Annotated in this window: 16 protein-coding genes; 6 read left to right on the forward strand and 10 right to left on the reverse strand. The window is 38.0% G+C overall.

All coding sequences use genetic code 11. The features are described from left to right. Positions 1–80 precede the first annotated feature (80 nt). A complete protein-coding gene (locus ABVM49_RS12030) occupies positions 81–590 on the forward strand; it encodes a DUF6155 family protein (RefSeq protein WP_405202130.1) in 510 nt (169 codons plus the stop codon). 103 nt (positions 591–693) lie between these two features. After that, positions 694–2,217: a DEAD/DEAH box helicase gene (locus ABVM49_RS12035; protein ID WP_405202131.1), complete on the forward strand. Its 1,524-nt coding sequence runs from the start codon at positions 694–696 to the stop codon at positions 2,215–2,217. An 81-nt stretch (positions 2,218–2,298) separates the two neighbouring features. Here the strand turns inward: ABVM49_RS12035 and ABVM49_RS12040 are convergent, their stop codons facing one another. Both ABVM49_RS12040 and ABVM49_RS12045 read right to left on the reverse strand, forming a co-directional pair. Next, complete coding sequence (locus ABVM49_RS12040) at positions 2,299–3,606, reverse strand: dipeptidase (RefSeq protein ID WP_405202133.1); 1,308 nt, start codon at positions 3,604–3,606, stop codon at positions 2,299–2,301. A gap of 147 nt (positions 3,607–3,753) precedes the next feature. After that, on the reverse strand, positions 3,754–5,004 hold the full coding sequence (locus ABVM49_RS12045) for a hypothetical protein (RefSeq protein ID WP_405202134.1): 1,251 nt from the start codon (positions 5,002–5,004) through the stop codon (positions 3,754–3,756). Between the two features lie 333 nt (positions 5,005–5,337). Between ABVM49_RS12045 and ABVM49_RS12050 the strand changes: the two genes are divergently transcribed. Both ABVM49_RS12050 and ABVM49_RS12055 read left to right on the forward strand, forming a co-directional pair. Further along, on the forward strand, positions 5,338–5,478 hold the full coding sequence (locus ABVM49_RS12050; protein WP_021779118.1) for a hypothetical protein: 141 nt from the start codon (positions 5,338–5,340) through the stop codon (positions 5,476–5,478). Between the two features lie 197 nt (positions 5,479–5,675). Continuing rightward, entirely contained in the window at positions 5,676–7,073 is a 1,398-nt protein-coding gene (locus tag ABVM49_RS12055; RefSeq protein WP_405202135.1) for an NAD-dependent succinate-semialdehyde dehydrogenase, read from the forward strand. Positions 7,074–7,110: 37 nt separating this feature from the next. On the opposite strand, the gene ABVM49_RS12060 is transcribed toward ABVM49_RS12055, so the two are convergent. Next, a complete protein-coding gene (locus tag ABVM49_RS12060; protein WP_405202137.1) occupies positions 7,111–8,346 on the reverse strand; it encodes a multidrug effflux MFS transporter in 1,236 nt (411 codons plus the stop codon). 115 nt (positions 8,347–8,461) lie between these two features. Then, the gene (locus tag ABVM49_RS12065; RefSeq protein WP_405202140.1) at positions 8,462–8,962 is read right to left on the reverse strand and encodes a pyridoxamine 5'-phosphate oxidase family protein; all 501 of its coding nucleotides are present in this window, start codon (positions 8,960–8,962) and stop codon (positions 8,462–8,464) included. 287 nt (positions 8,963–9,249) lie between these two features. On the opposite strand from ABVM49_RS12065, the gene ABVM49_RS12070 reads away from it, so the two are divergent. Beyond that, on the forward strand, positions 9,250–10,905 hold the full coding sequence (locus ABVM49_RS12070; RefSeq protein ID WP_405202142.1) for a tetratricopeptide repeat protein: 1,656 nt from the start codon (positions 9,250–9,252) through the stop codon (positions 10,903–10,905). A gap of 541 nt (positions 10,906–11,446) precedes the next feature. Here ABVM49_RS12070 and ABVM49_RS12075 read toward each other — a convergent pair. Both ABVM49_RS12075 and ABVM49_RS12080 read right to left on the reverse strand, forming a co-directional pair. After that, positions 11,447–11,923, reverse strand: coding sequence for a cupin domain-containing protein (locus ABVM49_RS12075; protein WP_405202143.1), 477 nt, complete (start codon positions 11,921–11,923; stop codon positions 11,447–11,449). Between the two features lie 16 nt (positions 11,924–11,939). Next, positions 11,940–13,007: an alpha/beta hydrolase gene (locus ABVM49_RS12080; protein WP_405202145.1), complete on the reverse strand. Its 1,068-nt coding sequence runs from the start codon at positions 13,005–13,007 to the stop codon at positions 11,940–11,942. A gap of 296 nt (positions 13,008–13,303) precedes the next feature. Here ABVM49_RS12080 and ABVM49_RS12085 point away from each other — a divergent pair, with 296 nt between their 5' ends. Further along, positions 13,304–13,864 (forward strand): DUF4494 domain-containing protein, encoded by a 561-nt coding sequence (locus ABVM49_RS12085; protein WP_405202146.1) that lies wholly within the window; start codon positions 13,304–13,306, stop codon positions 13,862–13,864. A gap of 161 nt (positions 13,865–14,025) precedes the next feature. Here ABVM49_RS12085 and ABVM49_RS12090 read toward each other — a convergent pair whose 3' ends face one another. The 4 genes from ABVM49_RS12090 to ABVM49_RS12105 all read right to left on the reverse strand — a co-directional run bounded on the left by ABVM49_RS12090 (position 14,026) and on the right by ABVM49_RS12105 (position 18,373). After that, entirely contained in the window at positions 14,026–14,274 is a 249-nt protein-coding gene (locus ABVM49_RS12090) for a cold-shock protein (RefSeq protein ID WP_021779133.1), read from the reverse strand. A 124-nt stretch (positions 14,275–14,398) separates the two neighbouring features. Beyond that, positions 14,399–16,414 carry a M13 family metallopeptidase gene (locus ABVM49_RS12095; protein ID WP_405202148.1) on the reverse strand — a complete coding sequence of 672 codons (2,016 nt, stop codon included), beginning with the start codon at positions 16,412–16,414 and terminating at the stop codon, positions 14,399–14,401. 33 nt (positions 16,415–16,447) lie between these two features. After that, on the reverse strand, positions 16,448–17,017 hold the full coding sequence (locus tag ABVM49_RS12100) for a hypothetical protein (RefSeq protein WP_405202150.1): 570 nt from the start codon (positions 17,015–17,017) through the stop codon (positions 16,448–16,450). A 63-nt stretch (positions 17,018–17,080) separates the two neighbouring features. Continuing rightward, positions 17,081–18,373: a DEAD/DEAH box helicase gene (locus ABVM49_RS12105; protein ID WP_405202151.1), complete on the reverse strand. Its 1,293-nt coding sequence runs from the start codon at positions 18,371–18,373 to the stop codon at positions 17,081–17,083. Between the last annotated feature and the right edge of the window lie 29 nt (positions 18,374–18,402).

Genomic DNA, 18,402 nt, shown 5'->3' on the forward strand with positions numbered 1-18,402 from the left:
TATTGTTACAAAAATAGGTTTTTGAATCGCTTCTTGCCACTATTTTTTATTTTAAATTCGCTACAGGTAATCACTTCTTAATGAGTAAACGAGCACTTAAAAAACACCTTCTAGACTTAGATAATGCTGCCCTTCAAGAGCAAATTATGGAGTTATATGACCGTATACCAGCGGTTAAGACCTATTATGATTTTGTTTTTAACCCTAAAGAAGACAAGCTGGTAGACGAAGCAAAGGTTAAAATAAGTAATGAATATTTTCCTACCCGCCGTAAACGAGCAAGAAAAAGAAGGTCTGTTGCTCAAAAATACATCAAGCACTTTAAAACACTAGGGATGAACCCCTTACTGCTAGTAGATGTAATGCTTTTTAATATTGAGATAGCACAAACCTACGCCCAGGGCACCACACCACAACCAGATGCTTTTTATAAAAGTATGCTCAACTCTTTTAAAGAACTTGTACAGTATGCGACCTATCATCATTTACTAGAAGAGATAGGAGATCGCATAGAGCTCATCGTAAGTCTTACTGAAGATGAGCGCTGGCCTAATGCAGCACTTTTTGACGAAGCAGCAGACCCAGAGTAAGATTTTGTAAGATTAGTACTATTTTTTTGCGGTACGCTTTCGCGAAAGCAGAAAAATCCCTTAGTTTTGCAAGATTGACTTTTAACCGAAGAAACCTACACTTTTGAGCGACCTCATTAAAGAAAAAGACACTCCAGAAAAGAAATTATACGACTACCAGCTGAAGGATCTAGACGCCGTTTTTAGCGTGATGGATAGAACCACTCCAGATTATAACCTGTTGTACCAGCTGCCTACCGGAGGTGGTAAGACGGTAATATTTTCTGAGATTGTACGTAACTATATAAAACGTGCAAATAAGAAGGTAGTTATCCTTACACACCGTATAGAGCTCTCTAACCAGACCTCACGTATGCTTACGGAGTTTAAGGTGCCTAATATGATTATAAGTAGTGATGTAAAAACCCTAGATGGCGCAGATGATTATATGTGCTACGTAGCAATGGTTGAGACACTCACAAACAGACTACAAGAAGAGCAAATCACAATGGAAGATGTGGGGCTCGTGATTATAGATGAGGCACACTATAACTCGTTTAGAAAACTCTTTAGCTACTTTAAAAATGCTTTTATACTAGGTGTGACAGCAACACCGCTAAGTTCTAATATAAAGTTGCCTATGAAGGACAACTATCAAGAACTTATGATAGGAGAGAGCATACCTGCACTTATAAAAAGAGGGTTCTTGTCTAAGGCAGAAACCATAAGTTATAATGTAGGACTAAGTACCTTAAAGCTGGGTATTAATGGAGATTATACTGTAAAATCTTCTGATATCTTATATACAGATGCCTCTATGCAGCAAAAGCTGCTTAGCGCCTACGAAGATCAATCTAAAGGCAAGAAGACCCTCATTTTTAATAATGGTATTAATACGTCTAGATACGTACACGAGACCTTTAGACAAGCGGGATACGACATACGCCACCTAGATAACACAAATAGTGCTAAGGAGCGTGCAGAGATATTAGACTGGTTTAAAAACACACCAGACGCGATACTTACCTCTGTAAGTATCCTTACAACAGGTTTTGATGAACCTACGGTAGATACCATTATACTCAACAGAGCAACAAAGTCGCTTACACTTTACTTCCAGATGATAGGTCGTGGGTCACGTATAGCGCCTGGTAAGACTACCTTTAAAGTATTAGACTTAGGAAATAATGCTGCACGTTTTGGTCTTTGGGAAGCACCTATAGACTGGAAAGAGATATTTGCATACCCAGATTTTTACCTTGAAAACCTTATTGCAGATGAGGAGATAGAGCGCAACTTTACATACGTTATGCCTCCAGATCTTCGTAAAGAGTTTGCAAATACAGAAAAGATACACTTTGATATAAAGAAGGAATATAAAAAGGTAATTAAAGAAGGTAAGAAAGCAAAGACAGCACTAGAAAATGCCATCGAGCAACACGCACAGATGGTGGTAGAAAACAGTGAAGATGTTTTTGATGCTCGTGTACTGGCTCGTAAATTACGAGATGATATTGCTTATAGAGTACGCCAGTATTCTTATAGTATTATGAATAATACTCAAAACTATAGAGACTGGTTACAAGAAGATTACGAGCGTAAGTTAAAGCGTAGGATTAACCAAATATGTCGTGAGCGAGATATGTAATATCTCTCAATCATATAAAATAAAAGAGCCCAAACAATACGAGATTGTTTGGGCTCTTTCTTTTTAATCATTTACAGCTCACTAAGATTTCATCTCTGTGGCGTAGGCTTGCACCTCGTCAAGTACGCGTAGTAAATTACCACTCCATAGTTGTTCTATTTGTGCTTCTGTATACCCTCTCCTTACAAGTTCTATAGTAACATTCATCGTTTCTGAAGCATCGCTCCATCCTTCTATACCGCCACCACCATCAAAATCTGATGAGATGCCTACGTGATCTATTCCCATCTTCTCAACTAGGTAATCTATATGATCTACAAAGTCTGTCACATCTACAGCAGGAGGGAGATCTGTGCGCTGTGCGAGTTTCTTTTTTTGTACCGGGAGCATTACGGTTGTATACTTTTCATAATAATCTGCTCGTTGCTCTTGTGGTAAAGCCATTACCTCTTTGCGCTCCATCCATTTAAGACCTATTGAGTCTGCAATTTCTTTTAGTATTTGCTGTGCTTCGGCTTCATAGGCATCGTGCTTCTCTGTATTTAGGTAGCTTTTAAAAGCCACTGTCTGTACAACACCACCGTTTTCTACCATCCACTGTAGTTGCTCATCATCAAGATTACGGCTGTGGTTACATAATGCTCTCGCAGAGGAGTGTGAAGCGATTATAGGTGTCTCACTTAGTTCTATCATTTGTCGCATCGCTTCTTTACTAGGGTGTGATACATCTATCATCATACCTACGCGATTCATCTCTGCAATAACCTCTTTACCTAGATCACTTAGACCATTGTGAAGCCATACATCATCTGCCTCACCGGTATTACTATCACTTAGCTGGCTGTGGCCATTATGAGCAAGAGACATATAGCGCGCACCAAGGTCGTAAAACTTCTCAACGTTTGTGATGTCTGTACCTACAGGATATCCGTTCTCTATTCCTATCATTGCTACTTTTTTACCAGATTTCCAGATTTCTCTAGCTTCTTTTGCACTTGTGGCTAGCTGGATTTGCTCTGGAGCAATCTCTTCACAAAGTTTATGGATAGCGTCAAATTTTGACATAGCATTTTCATAGGCGGCTTTATATCCTTCTTCATTAAGTTCACCTTGACCTGTGTAAACGATAAACCAAGGCACATCTAGACCGCCTTCTTGCATTTTTGGTAAGTTTACTTGAGAGGTAAGCTTTTGTGTATAATTTATAGAGTCTGTAAAGTTCTTGACGTTTATATCACAGTGGGTGTCTAGCGTCATTACATTTTTATGGATGGCCGTAGCCTTTGCTATAAGTTGGCTTTCTGTCATTTTTTCTGGAGTTTTTACTTCTTTCTCTTGACAAGATTGTAAGAGTAGCACACAAGCAACAACATAAAATAGTTTATTCATTGGTTAGGATGTTTGGATTAAGCATCCTAAGGTACTAAAAATGTCTGCTTTATTGTCTAAAAGATATGGCACTATATAACAAAAAGAAAACCCTAGCGCATATAGCAACTAGGGTCTTCCAAACTAACCAACCAAAGTTATTTTCTCCTATCCTCTTCTTGATCTCGTAGTGGTTGCTCTACTTGATTTTTTACTTGATGAAGATCTAGCGCTTGTACTTCTTGTGCTGCGCTGTGGTGTTGCTTTACGCTGTGTACTACGTTGCGAAATTGCTTTTCTAGCACTTCTGCTTCTTGATGTAGTTGCTCTCTTTTGAGAAGAGCGTTGCGTTGTTCTCGCCTGTGGGCGTGATGTTCTGTTACTTGCTACAGACTTATTGCTAGAACGTTTTGTCGCTGTTCTAGTAGTAGGTCTTGTTGCTGGTCTCGTCGTTCTAGTAGTAGCCTTGCGAGCTGTGTTACCAGATCTTGACGTTATCGCCTTTGTACCTCTGCTTGAGTTTCCTCTTGCTGTTGTAGTAGGTCTCCCACGTTGAGCGCCATCACGAGCTACTGCAGTATTTCTTTTTGCATTTGTAGTTCTTGCAGCTGTATTACCTCTTGAAGTAGTACGATTTGCACGACTTATAGTTCTTTGTGAGTTTCCTCGACTTGCTACTCTACCAGTATTTGCACGAGTAAAGCGAGCGTTGTTACGATCTACATTATCACGACGACCATTGTTATGTGCTACACGGCCTCTATCTGGACGTCTAAAGTCTCTACGAGCATTTCTATATCCATTATTATAACCTCTGTAATAGTTGTTTCTATGAAACGCGTAGTTATAACGTATAGGAGTATAAAATCTTCTGTAAGGCGTTGTATACACTAGACATCTATTAAAGAGTGGTCTATAGTAATAGTTGTGATATGGGTGAAAAACATAGTTTCTGTTATACACATTTATAAAACCTGTGTAGTGTGAAAAAGCGCCAAAGTTATTATAGAATATCTGTAAGCCACCTACACGAGAGATTCTGTTGTTTCTGTAAAAGATATTTACATCACCTGCTTGTGAGATACGACCATAGTTGTCATAATATAGTGGTGTATTTTCTATCTGTATCACAGCTCCATACTCGTCATACTGTACGTAAGGGTCATAATCAAAACCTGTGTTAAAACTTATCCCTACAGGTCCAGCGTTTACAGATAGACTTACGCCCTCTACATATTCTGGAATGTAAAAATCAAATTCGCCATCTGGAAAGACAGAAAACTCTATCCCGTTTTCTACAAAGATGTATTTGCTTCCGTCGTAAACTGTTCCTCGTCTTATCGATGTATCTTCTTCTGCTGCATAGGTACTTCCTGCAAAGGTGAGTAGACCTATAAATAATAATGCTATCTGTTTCATAATATTCGTTTTTTATCAATGTGGATTGATGTTCACGATTAACTAATTACAAGTAGCGTGCCAAAGTCCGAAAACGTTATCGTGTTAAGAGGGTGTGTATATACGCTTTCGCGAAAGCATAACAAGAATTAATTATTTTTTATTATATGAAATACAGATACTTACAGCCTAATTCGTTTTGATAATTCTAAATGTATCTATGATGAATTATGATATTCGAAATATTTTATATTCTTATAAAAATAGGTTTGAGTAATAGGTAAATTGTTAATTATCTGTTATTTAAAAAGACAGCATTTAGATTTTAAAATACCTTTACAATAAAAAAAAGCTATGCATAAGTCAACCACAAAAAAACACGCAGATTTTCAAGATCCCTATCGTCGTTCGTCAAATTTTAGACGCATTATCCCAAAGGAAACTTTTGCCGTAGAGGGTGATGGCAACGTGACTTTAGATACAGAAGAAAACTAGGCACGAGCCTAAAATGTACTTACATCATAAGAGAAGCCCTTTTATCAATATGATAGAGAGGCTTCTTTTTTTTTGCTTTCGCGAAAGCGTAAAACTCCATTGTTAAACTTCTCTCAATACACTTCACAAAAACTATTAAAGCCACTTTGCTCAGCACATAATCCTTGTAATTTTAGAAAAAAACCAAACAAAACACTATGGAAAGAGAAATAAAAGGAGGTTTTAGAACCATTAATCCGCATACCGAAAAAGAGATTGCAACCTATACATACTTTACAGAAAGTGAAGTAAATGACGCAATAGACAATTGTCACGAAGCTTTTCTAGAGTGGAAAGAAAAGTCACTAGACGAGCGTGCCACTATTATAAAAAACATAGGTAAGGAGCTTAAGAGTCATAAAGAACAACTCGTACAATTAATGACAGACGAGATGGGGAAAGTGGTGACGCAAGGAGGATCTGAAATAGATTTATGCATTGCCATTACAGAGTATACCGCAGCAAATGCAGGAAAAGAATTAGAACCAGTAGAGCGTGAGTTACCAAATGGAGGTAAAGGTATCATTACCTACTCACCAGAAGGTGTAATATATAGTATACAACCGTGGAATTTTCCAACATACCAACCGCTACGTGTTGTGATAGCAAACTTAATGGCAGGTAATGGAGTGCTCTTAAAGCACGCGCAAAATGTGACAGGTAGTGCATTGCTAGTAGAAGAAGTATTACGTAAAGCAGGAGTGCCGGAAGGACTTTTTAAAGTACTAGTGATAGATCACAGCCAGTCTAATGATGTGATTAAGAATGATAAGGTACGCGGTGTAACATTTACAGGAAGCTCTGCAGGTGGACGCAAAGTAGCCGAAAAAGCTGGTGCTGCCATCAAGAAAACAGTTCTTGAGCTAGGTAGTAATGACGCATATCTAGTGCTAGATGATGCAGATATTGAAAAGGCTGTAGAGGCCTGTGTACAAGGACGTCTCATTAATAACGGAGAAACCTGTATCGCTGCCAAACGTTTTGTGGTAGTAGATAAAGTGTATGATGCTTTTAAGGAAGGGTTTGTACAGGGTATGAAAGATGCCGTAATGGGAGATCCTAACAATGAAGAAACACAGCTGGGTCCTATCGCACGTGAAGATTTAAGAGATTTACTTGCAGACCAAGTAAAGGAAAGTGTAGAAAAAGGTGCCGTGATAGAAGTAGGAGGAGAGGTGCCAGATAACACTGGGTTTTATTACCCGTCTACCGTATTAAGTAATGTAGAGCCAGGGCAACCTGCTTATGATGATGAGCTTTTTGGCCCAGTAGCATCACTTATACGAGCAAAAGATAATGAAGACGCGATGCGCATTGCAAATGATAGTCGTTTTGGACTAGGAGGAGGAATCTTCTCAAAAAATGAAAAAGCTGCTATAGAACTTGCTCAAAAGCACTTTGATACCGGGATGGTATTTGTAAACTCATACGGACTTGCCCAGCCTATGATGCCTTTTGGAGGTGTAAAAGACTCTGGGTATGGTAGAGAGCACGGAGGTTTTGGACTTAAAGAGTTTGTAAATGCAAAATCTGTAATGCTCGTAGAGGAGTCGTAAGAAATACGCTTTCGCAAAAGCGAACTAAAGATCCATATTATGATGAGGGCTTCAAGGAAATTTTCTTTGGGGCCTTTTTCTTTATCCAGAATAATATGCCTAACGATATTGCTGCACAACTAGAAAAACCTATAAAAAGCGGTAGGGTAGTGTTCTCTACAAAGCGACCTATAAAGGTACTTATAGGTACAGCCATAAGTGTGGAGATGAGCCCCGTGATAGCCGCTCCTATACCAGCAATATGACCTACTGGCTCCATTGCAAGTGCACGTAAGTTTCCAAACATAAAACCTATACAAAAGAACTGTAGCGCAAAGAAAGCGACAAGTATATAAATAGAAGGGTGAAGTACATCATAAAAGAGTGTCACATAAAGTAATGACACACAAAAAAAGCCTGCAAGGGCATAGGTAACTAGTTTTTCCATACCTAGACGTACTACCAGTGTGGCATTAAGAAGTATGGCAGCACCTATAGAGGCTGCTAGTCCTGCAAATATGTATGGAAACTCATCTTCGAGCCCATATTGATTTTCAAAAATCTGCTGGCTGGCACTTAGGTATACTAGAAAAGAGCCAACGATGAATCCCTGTATAATAGTAAATGCGATGGTGCGCTTGTACTTTATGGTTTCATAAAAGCCACTTAAAATTCGTTTTACTGAGTAAGGGATGCGCTTGTCTGGAGTGAGCGTCTCGTGCTGGCGTTTCCAAAACCAGAACATAACGAGCACACTTATGATAACCTGTACTATAAAAATACCTTGCCAGTTCCAGGTGTCTAAAACTACTTTTCCCATTGCTGGAGCAACGATGGGTATGAGCAAAAAAACTACCGTTACAAAAGACATTATACGTGCCATATAATCGCCCTCATACAGGTCTCTTATGATAGCAACGCAAATAGTACGCGGTGCAGAAAGTCCAACTCCTTGCAATATTCTCCCTAAAATCATCACTTCAAAACTACGCGTGTAAACACATATAAATGAGGCTATTATAAAAATAAAAAAACCTATGTAAACCGAAGATTTACGCCCGCGAGCATCTGCCAGTGGCCCAAAAATAAGCGGACCAATACCTAACCCTAAAAAGATCATTGTGATGAGCAGTTGGTTATCTGCCGGTGTCTTAGTTTGTATGGCTTCTCCTATGATATCAAGAGCAGGAAGCAATGCATCTATAGCGAGCGCCGTGACAGACATAAGTGCTGCCATAAGGGCGATAAATTCTATTTGCGAACTACGGGATTTTTGCATCTGGCAAAAGTACACCGTATTTATAAGCTAGCCGTTGCTATTTCCTTAAAGGAATATTAAAAATGTGTGACCTTAACGCATAAAAAAGCCAGCAACAGCCGGCTTTGTAAATCTCACTAGGGTAGTAGCTCTATAAATCTAAATCTCCAGACTCTCCCAGATCTTGCTTGTTGCCAGTTAAGGCTCCCAGTCCCATTTTAAATAAAGTAGTAATCATACCATCTTTTGTGTCCCAGTAATGTGCTTCTTGCGGTACGACCTTGATAGCTGTAATATTAGGATCTATAGGTCCGTTAAACCAGGCATCATCGCTGGTTGTGTACAGCTTTTTTATGGTCTCCAGATCGTTGTAAATAAAAGCTTGACCGTAGATGCTCATATACTCCATCGCTGTAGGCTTTGAGTAGAGTAGTTGTACGTCTTTGTCTTTATGGATAAAGCTATTGTGATCACTGTCTTTATTACTTAAAAACCAGAGGCTTCCTTCTTGATCACACTTTTTTGTACTCATAGGGATCACGTGTGTAGATCTTGCGCCCAGATTAGTCTCAAACATTGCATAGTCTATGCTTTCGGCTAGTTCTTTCAGTTTATCGTATGCTTCTTGATTAGATAGGTTCTTTGTGCTCATAATGTTTCTTTTTTCATAAAATTAACGCTCGTATGAGGCAATCGCTAGGTCTTTAACGCCAGTTTATAAAGGTTTAACGAGCTTTTAGCACTGTGTGGAGTATTTGTTATGAGTAAGGTTACGCTTTCGCGAAAGCGTAAAAAAGTCCTTTAAATACCTATGAATCATTTTATATGTAATGAATTACAGTTCGGGATTGAATTGTGACTGTTCAGGGCATATCATATGGCGGTGATGTAACATTGTGTGTTATTTGTGGTCTCTTATATAAATCAAAAAACGAACTAATGACCATCTTTAAACAACTTAGCCTTGCTTTCTTAGTACTACTATGTAGTTCTAGTGCCTTTGCTCAAGAGTCTCATACTGCTGCACAGTGGCAAGAAGACCTTACTTATCTAAAAGAAACAGTACATAAGGACTATCCCTTCTTATTTAAAAAAATCACTGCAGAAAAATGGGATGCAGCCGCTACGGCTTTTTATGACAAAATCCCTACAATGCAAGATCACGAGGTAAAAGTAGGGTTAAGTCGTATGGTTTCACTCTTTAAGTACGGTCACACGCAAGTACCTTTTAGTACTGTTGCATCACAGGGAGTGCTACCAGTAAATCTATACCATTTTGAAGATGGTGTATTTGTAGAAGGAGCGACTAAGGAAAATGCAGCGATTATAGGTGCCAGAGTTCTCAAAATAGGAACTATACCTGTATTGCAGGCAATAGAAAAAGTACGTGCTGTTGTGCCAGTAGAAAATGAATCATATTTAAAAGCCTACGGGATGCGCTTTCTCACCGTACCAGCAGTATTACACGCTCAAGGAGTGATCCCTACGTATAGTACAGCAGTTACACTTACATTAGAAAAGGATGGAAAACAGTTTACCCACACCCTTAACACAATACCCCTTGATGGACTATCAAGAGATTATGGGTTTACTATCCCTAGTGAGCAGTGGGAGAGTGGGAGAGCGCAAGACACGACTCCATTTTATTTAAAACATCTTAATGATAAACTGTATTATTTTGAAATGATACCAGGCACAAAAACTTTATATGTGCGTCAGAGCTCCGTTTTTCACGATGATGAAGAAACCCTACAAGATTTTTATAAACGACTTTTTGAGTTTATAGATACGACAGATGTACAGAAGCTTGTGTATGACGTGCGCCTCAATGGTGGCGGAAATAATTATAATAACAAACCCCTCATAAAAGGACTTATGGCGAGACCTAAGATAAATAGCCGTGGTAAATTCTTTTATATCATAGGTCGTAACACCTTTTCTGCTTGTCAAAACCTTACAAATGAAATAGAACAGTACACAGAGGCAATTATAGTAGGAGAGCCCACAGCCGAAAATATAAACTTTTATGGCGATACAAGGCGCGTTACTTTACCTAACTCAGGCCTTAACGCATATCTCTCATTTGCCTGGTGGCAAGATAGATCTCAGTGGGATAATAAAGACTGGACGATACCACATCTAGCTGTAGCGATGACTTCTGAGCAGTACTTTACAAATCAAGACCCAGTACTGGACGTAGCACTCAATTATACTGAGAAGGGAGCTATTTTAAACCCAATGGATTATCTTACGGAGCTATTTACAGCAGGTAAATTTGCAGAGGTAAAATCTGTAGGTATGCAAGTGGCAAAAGATCCAAAGTATAAATACTATAATTTTGAAGATGAATTTGGTACGGCTGGCTACAGACTATTTTCAGGCGGTAATAAAGAAGGCGGGTTGTTTATTCTGGAACTGGTAGCCGAAATGTATCCAGCGTCTATGGGTGCATTGTACAGTCTTGCAAGTGCGCAAGAAGAAATGAAACAAACCGATAAAGCAATTGCAAACTATACAAAGCTTATAAGACAAGATCCTACAAATGAACTTGTACCTACGGCAAAGAAAAAACTTGCGGATTTACAGAAACAATAAGTTGGTTATAGTGTATGGTACGCTTTCGCGAAAATTGAAGCAGCACCTGTAACGAACTAACTCAAAATTTAATGAATCGCTCTAATGAGAATTAGAGCGATTTTATTTTAATGAGGAATATATAAGGGAGGTATTGAAACATATATTATGTTATCAAATACTCTATTTGACATAATATAAATTATAATACATTTTACTGCGATTTAAAAAATAGTGATTATTGGCTTTTCAGCGCTATTTGATATAGGTTACAGATATAATGCGCAAAGAATCTATGTATAACCTCAGTTTCTTTACATATTGCAAATCAACTCTTAATAGCATCAATAAATTCATTTTTTATAATTTCAAATACTCGCTTATTCTGCACAATTGTACATAAAAAGTTTTCTAAGCCATTTATTAAATAGTTCGCCGTATACTAATCAACTGCAAAAGGCTTTGTGAATCTATTCACACATACGCTATAGCATTCTTTTGATTGCTATTTTTTCTGAGTCTTTCAATATTATGTCAAATAACTATAAAATAGTTAGCACTATTACTCCTTACCTAGTTTAACAGCGACGCTATCATAATATTCTTGAGTGACAACTTCTGTCCATTCTGTTGGTATTTGACCACTATACAGTGCTAAGTAAGTTACATCACTTTCTTTTGATGATGCGTGCCAGTGTTCTGTATCTTTTGCACACTTTATAATATCACCACTTTTCATTTTATAAGGTGCCTTGCCTTTTTCTTGATAATAACCTATGCCGTCTACTACAATTAACACTTGTGGTGTACTATGCTTATGCCAGTCTAGTGTTGAATTTGCTTTAAAAGTTGCTTTTACGACATTATATGGCAACTCATTATCTTCTTGTAGTAATCTACTAAGCCAGGCCTCTCCTATGTAATGTGTATTTGGTGCTTTTGTGCCTTCGTCTGTATACGAGACTATATTATAATGATCATCTTGAGCTATTGTACTTAATGATGTTATAAGAGCTAAAACCAATACTATTTTTTTCATCTTTCCTTCTTTTAAATTAATTTAAGTTTTTTTTATCAATCCAATCGTACATCAATGATGCGACTTTTTGATTATTCAAGTCAGACATAGGAAAATGGGTGTTTCCTTTAATTCCAAGTTCTGGTAGCACGACTAAAGTCACATCACCACCTCTATCGTTAACAAATTTAGTCCATCTTCGAGCCATTGTAAGTGCAGCTCTCCATTGTTCTTTTCCTGGGTTTTCTACTGCCCCTTCAGGAATATAGTCACCATAATATATCACAATGGGAATCCTAGTGAGTTTCTCAAATTCACTTTTTGATACACCCCGAGCTTTTAATGTACCACCTACATAAGGAATTACATCTGGTAGATTATCTTCTGGAAAAACAAAATTACTTCCAGGTTCATAAGCAACAATTGCCTTTATATTATCAGTTTTAAGAGCTGTTAACCAGCCTTGACCGCCACTATGAGAGTGAGTGACTAGAATACCATCGCCAATTTTATTAAATAATGTAGATACGGCGTCAACATTGATGTCAATATTTAAGGGTCCTGTATCAGGTGTCATTTGTCTAAAAAATTGATTTAAAGCCTCAGGATCTTTTGAAAACTGAATATCTGGATAAAAGGTAGATCCCTCTCCTAGTCTAAAAATTCCAAACCACAGTTGGTCTTCCGTTCGCGCTTGTAGTATTCTTGGTTCTAGACTTTGACCCGCAAGTCCGCGTCTAGGTTGGTCTATTAAATAAACTGGAAATCTTTTTCTTAAAAATATACTTTGAAATCCCTCTCTTCCGTCTGGTGTTGTTTGCCAAGTACGCATTGACTGCCCATAACCGTGCCAAAATATAAGTGGTAAGCTTCTAGCGTTTGTTGGTATTTGGTACAATACCGAAGCGTGATCGCCGTGCAAAGTTTGTCCATCCGTATTCTGATCTGTCGGGTTAAAAGCTCCGTGAGCTATAGGGTCAAACACGCCGTCACTAGTTTTTATTTTACCCCCAACAGAAAAAGTACCTTGAGAACTAATAGATATAGTGGTGTTATCTATGTTTTTAAACTCATTTTGATCTGTACTGTTTCTACCACAACTCAAGAATAGTAAGGTTGTAAATAAAGCAATATATAATTTAATGTTTCTAAATGGGATAAAAATCATAATCGTTAATATAAGATATTTACTAATGTTGTTATATTTTGAAAACCTAATTCCACACACAGATTGCATCTGCATAACAAATTACATAAAATGTTTACTAAGTTAGTCACCTTAATGCACTCGTATTTAATAATGTATAATTTTGATCTTCAAATTGTGAATATCTATTGCATCTTATGATATTTTGCAACTTTGCTATACCCTATTTTTGGCAGCCTTAAAACAAAAATAGTATGAGCGCAACGTGGTACGAGTGTAAAGTAAAATATAGAAAACTAGATGAAGCATCTGGAACTCAAAAGGTAAAAACAGCACCTTTTCTAGTAGATGCAATTTCATATACAGAGGCCGAAAGTAGAATCACACAAGAGATGGCAGCTTACCTTCCAGATAGTGAAGAAATTAAAATTACAAACATCAAGGTGGCAAACTATGCAGAGATTCACCCTTTTGAAAATACCGACAGATGGTTTAAATCACGCGTATCTCTCATAGCTTATGATGAAGAAAGCGGTAAGAAACGAAAAACGAGTCTATACCTACTCGTACAGGCAAATGACGTTAAAGAAGCTTTTGACAACACTGTTTCTACTATGAAGGATACTATGGGTGAATACACCATACCAGCCATTGCTGAGTCGCCTATAGAAGATGTCTTTCCATACTTTTCTGGTGAAGAAGGAGATCTAGAGCGTCTGGAAGAGTTTACAAGAGTAAAAGATTCTGTGCCTGTAGACAATAGTGAGAATGAAGAGCTGGCAATGGCAGACTCTCTTACTGGCGAAGAAGAATAAAAGATGTCTATATCTTAGATAAAGGCGGTTTACATTAAGTAGACCACCTTTATCTATTTACTATTAAAAAGTATAGGTACGCTTTCGCGAAAGCGTAAAAAAAACTCCATAAACACTATTGTGCTTATGGAGTTAATTATACAGATCTTATAAAACGAATATTACTTTTTTACTCGCTTTACATTTACAGCGCTAGGCCCTTTTTCTCCGTCTTCTACTTCAAATGTAACTTTGTCATTCTCTCTCAATCTTCCAGTTACGTTTGTAGTATGTACAAAAACCTCTTCGTCAGAATTGTCTATGGCAATAAATCCAAATCCTTTTTTTGTATTGAAGAACTTTACCTTTCCTTCTTTTCGTATCGATGCTTTAGTAGACCCAAATAGTCTATTAAAAAATGCTTTAATCATTATATCTTAATTTTATTTTGGTTGTTTTAATTAAGTCCTAGTGATTGTAATCTCTTCTTCCTCATCACTATTTTTAATTTTTTACGTGGCAAATATCGTAAATACAAATCTCTTGTAAATCGTATTACCAGATTTTAATTCTTTCTTCTGGTATTTTAAAATTCTTTTGCCCCTCTTTTACATCAAAAGCTTCATAAAATGGAGTGAAGTTCATAAGTGGTCCATTTACACGCCAGATAGGTGGTGAGTGCGGATCTGTAGCTACATAATTTCTTAAATACTCATCTCTTGTCTTGACACGCCAGATACGTGCTACAGATAAAAAGAAGCGCTGGTCTGGAGTAAAACCTCCTATTTTTGTGGTGTCTTGACCTTGCTTTGTTCTTTTAAAGGCATCATAAGCGATAGAGATTCCGCCATTATCTGCCGTGTTTTCTCCTACAGTAAGTGCTCCTTTAAGGTGCACGCTGTCAAGAACAGTAAAGCTGTCGTACTGCTCAATAATTTGCCGTGTTTTTGCTTTAAACTTGGTATAATCTTCTTCTGTCCACCAGTTTTTGACATTTCCTTCTTTGTCATATTGGGCTCCTTGGTCATCAAAAGCGTGTGTAAACTCGTGACCTATTACCATCCCTATACCACCATAGTTTACAGCATCGTCTGCATATAGGTCAAAGTATGGCGCCTGTAATATTCCTGCAGGGAAGACTATCTCGTTAAGTGATGGGTTGTAATAAGCGGTAACTGTAGATGGTGTAGTACCCCATTCATCACGGTTAGGTGCTTTATTAAGTTGTTTAAGTTCGTAATGGTAACTATCATTACGTAAGGCAACTACATTCTCAAAAAACTGACCCCTGTTTATCTCTACGTCGTAGGTTCTCCATACATCTGGATAGCCTATTTTTTTATTGATAGCAAAGAGTTTCTCCTTGGCTTTTACCTTTGTACTATCACTCATCCACTCCAGGTTTTCTATACGTTGCTCGAGTGATTTCTGAAAATTGTTTACCAGGTCTAGGGCTCTTTCCTTTGCTTCCTCATTAAAATATCGCTTTACATACAGCTGGCCTAAGGCAAATCCTATTTGTCTATCTACATTGCGCACCATACGTTTAGTACGTGACTGTTGCTCGCTTTGTCCAGAGATTACCTTAGTATATGCAAAAGAGGCATCTTGAAAAGGTGTACTTAAAATATTATCGTGATTGCTTAAAGACTTTGCCTTTACATAAAGCTTTAAATCTTTGAGAGCAGTGCTCGCAAGTACATCATTTACTTTATCATAGTATGCCGGCTGTCTTACATTTAATGAGTCTATATCTGTACCTAGCGTTGTAAAAATATGTTTCCAGTCTATTTGATTATGTCCATTATCTAGATCTACTACCGAGACTTTGTTGTAATTATCTTTTATAACGCGACGCTGTATTCTTGTTTTATGAGAATCTGCAAGTTCTTTTTCTATAGCGTAGACTATTGCCGCGTTTGCCGCCGCTTCTGTATCACCTACTAATTTAAAAAGTGTAGCTAAATACGTTTTATATGCATCTTGTATGGCTACAGATGAAGGATCTTCATTAAAGTAGTAATCACGATCTGGTAGACCTAATCCCGTTTGAGCTAGATGCAAGATGTTAAGCTTGCTGTTTTTTTGATCTGGTGAGATGTAAGGTGCAAGAAAGGAATAATCACCCGTCTTGATTTGATTTGCTACCACATCCATCAGCTCCTTTGTAGTAGTAGTACCCTCTATCTTTTCTAGCAGTGGTTGTATAGGCTTGATACCACGCTTATTAATACTGAGCGTATCCATACCAGAGGCATAAAAATCTCCCACTAGTTGCTCAACACTACCCTTGTCGTGTGATTGCTCAGAAACCTCTTCTAGTATATTTTTAAGAAGCTCTTGTTGTGGTATGTTGAGAAAGCGATATGCCCCTACTCCTACTTGATCATCTGCAATGACAGCATTATCATACCAAGTTTTATTTACGTGATTATAAAAATCATCACCGGGGGCAATTTGTTCAGATATGCCGTCAAAGACTACCTCAGGGTGTGTTTCATTTTTTTGCTCAGACTGCTCACAGGCTATAAAGCTGGCAGCAATCATTGAGAAATACCATAGTTTTTTCATAGTTGGTTGTGTTTGTTGTAATCTCGTTATTATTTAATCTTTCCAGCCCCAAGGCGCTTCTGGCGTGGCAATAGGCTTTGTGATATCCATCACTACTTTAAAGACACTATCGCGGCCTAGTCTTCTTAAGTTATATGTAAAGGTGGTGTCATCTAGAGTTACCCACCAGACATTTGTTGCTGCGGCAGGTATAAGTTGTTGTGTATGTGGATCTGCAGGAAAGAATTGAATATCTTCTTTTCCTACATTACTTGCTGTACCTCCATATTGAGTTACTGCATCTTGACTACCGTCCTCGTGGCGATGATCGTGTTTTAAAGTGATAATACCATCCTTCTTTGTAAAGACCCAAGTGCGCGATCTATCTTCTCCTACAAAGAAAGGAACCTTTATCTCGTTATCTGAGCAAGAGCGCACGTGCATTACGAGCTCTTTACCGCCAAAGGCTTCGTCATTTTCTGGTAAAGCAAGGTGACCCTTGTAAGCTTTACCACAATGGCTTGAGAGTGTTTCCCAAAATATATCTGATGGTTGCTTTTCTTGAGCAAATAGGTTACTAGTTAAGATAAGACTTACTAGTAAAAGGCTTTGTTTTAATGTCATAACCAAAGCTAAGTAATTAAAACAAAGTCATAAGTATATAATAAAGCAATTTTAGCGCTTAATTTACTTGCTTACAGTTTCTCTTGCAAGTAGTTTATCTATAAGTTCTTCCTTGGTGAGATGGTGAAAAACCTTGTGTACTTTGTCTCTTAGTTCTGGTGAGAGCTCACGATTAGGCTTTGTTTTAAAGATTTTACGAGCCCAGAGTATGAGATTATTATCTGCGATTTCTTGAGGTGACGCTTTCGCGAAAGCGGAAAAAGTGATTCCCAGCTCCTCTTCAAATTCTGGTATTTCTGCAACCTCTTCTTGTTGTAAAACAGTAAGCGCATAGCCTGTTTTTCCTGCTCTGGCAGTACGTCCCGTTCTATGTACATACATATCATAAAACTCTGGTAAGTGGTAGTTAACCACATAAGAGATTTCTTTTACATCTATACCACGTGCCGCAAGATCTGTGGCTACGAGTATGTCTATATGACCTTCTCTAAACTGTCCCATCATACGATCACGTATAGCCTGGCTCAAGCTACCATGTAATGCCCCAGAAGAAAACTTATTAATAGCCAGGTTTTTTGCAAGTTTATTTACAGCAGCCTTTGTCTTACAGAAAATAATACCACGCTCCCCTATTTTTGAGTTTAAGAAATGCATTAATACATATAGCTTCTCTATAGGCTCCACCACTACATAATCGTGTGTGATTTTGTGACTAGCGAGATTTGCTCGCTCTGCTGTAATCTCTAGCGGATTTTTAGACAGGTAATTTTGCACGAGTTGTTTAACCGCACCAGGCATCGTTGCCGAAAATAAGAAGGTACGCCTATTATTAGGCATTGTCTCTACAATGACATCTATACTATCTTTAAGAGCACTTACCATCTCATCTGCCTCGTCTAGCACAAGGTAATTGACTTGAGAGATGTTTATTGCCTTACGCTCCATTAAGTCGATAAGACGTCCAGGTGTTGCAATTACAATTTGAGCAGGTTCTTTAAGACGTTCTATATTTTCTTTTACAGGTATTCCTCCATAAAAAACCGCTGCCGATACTTTTGGTAATTGTGCCGCATAGGCTACAATGTTTGAGTATATCTGTTGTCCTAGTTCTCGTGTAGGGACAAGTATAACAGCCTGCACCGTAGGGTTAGTACGATCTATAAGTTGTAATAAAGGAACCCCAAAAGCTAGCGTTTTACCAGTACCTGTTTGCGCTAGTGCAACTACATCCTTTTTTGATGTGAGCAACGCCGGGATGGCCTGCTGTTGTATATCTGTAGGTTGTACAATATCTAGCGCAGCTAGAGCTTCTTGTATTCCGTTTGTTACTCCTAGAGCGGTAAATGTACTTGTCATATATGCTGGCGCTTTGTAATCTGTAAACT

This window comes from Dokdonia sp. LLG6352-1 (genome assembly GCF_045055815.1).
Classification (GTDB): Bacteria; Bacteroidota; Bacteroidia; order Flavobacteriales; family Flavobacteriaceae; genus Dokdonia; species Dokdonia donghaensis.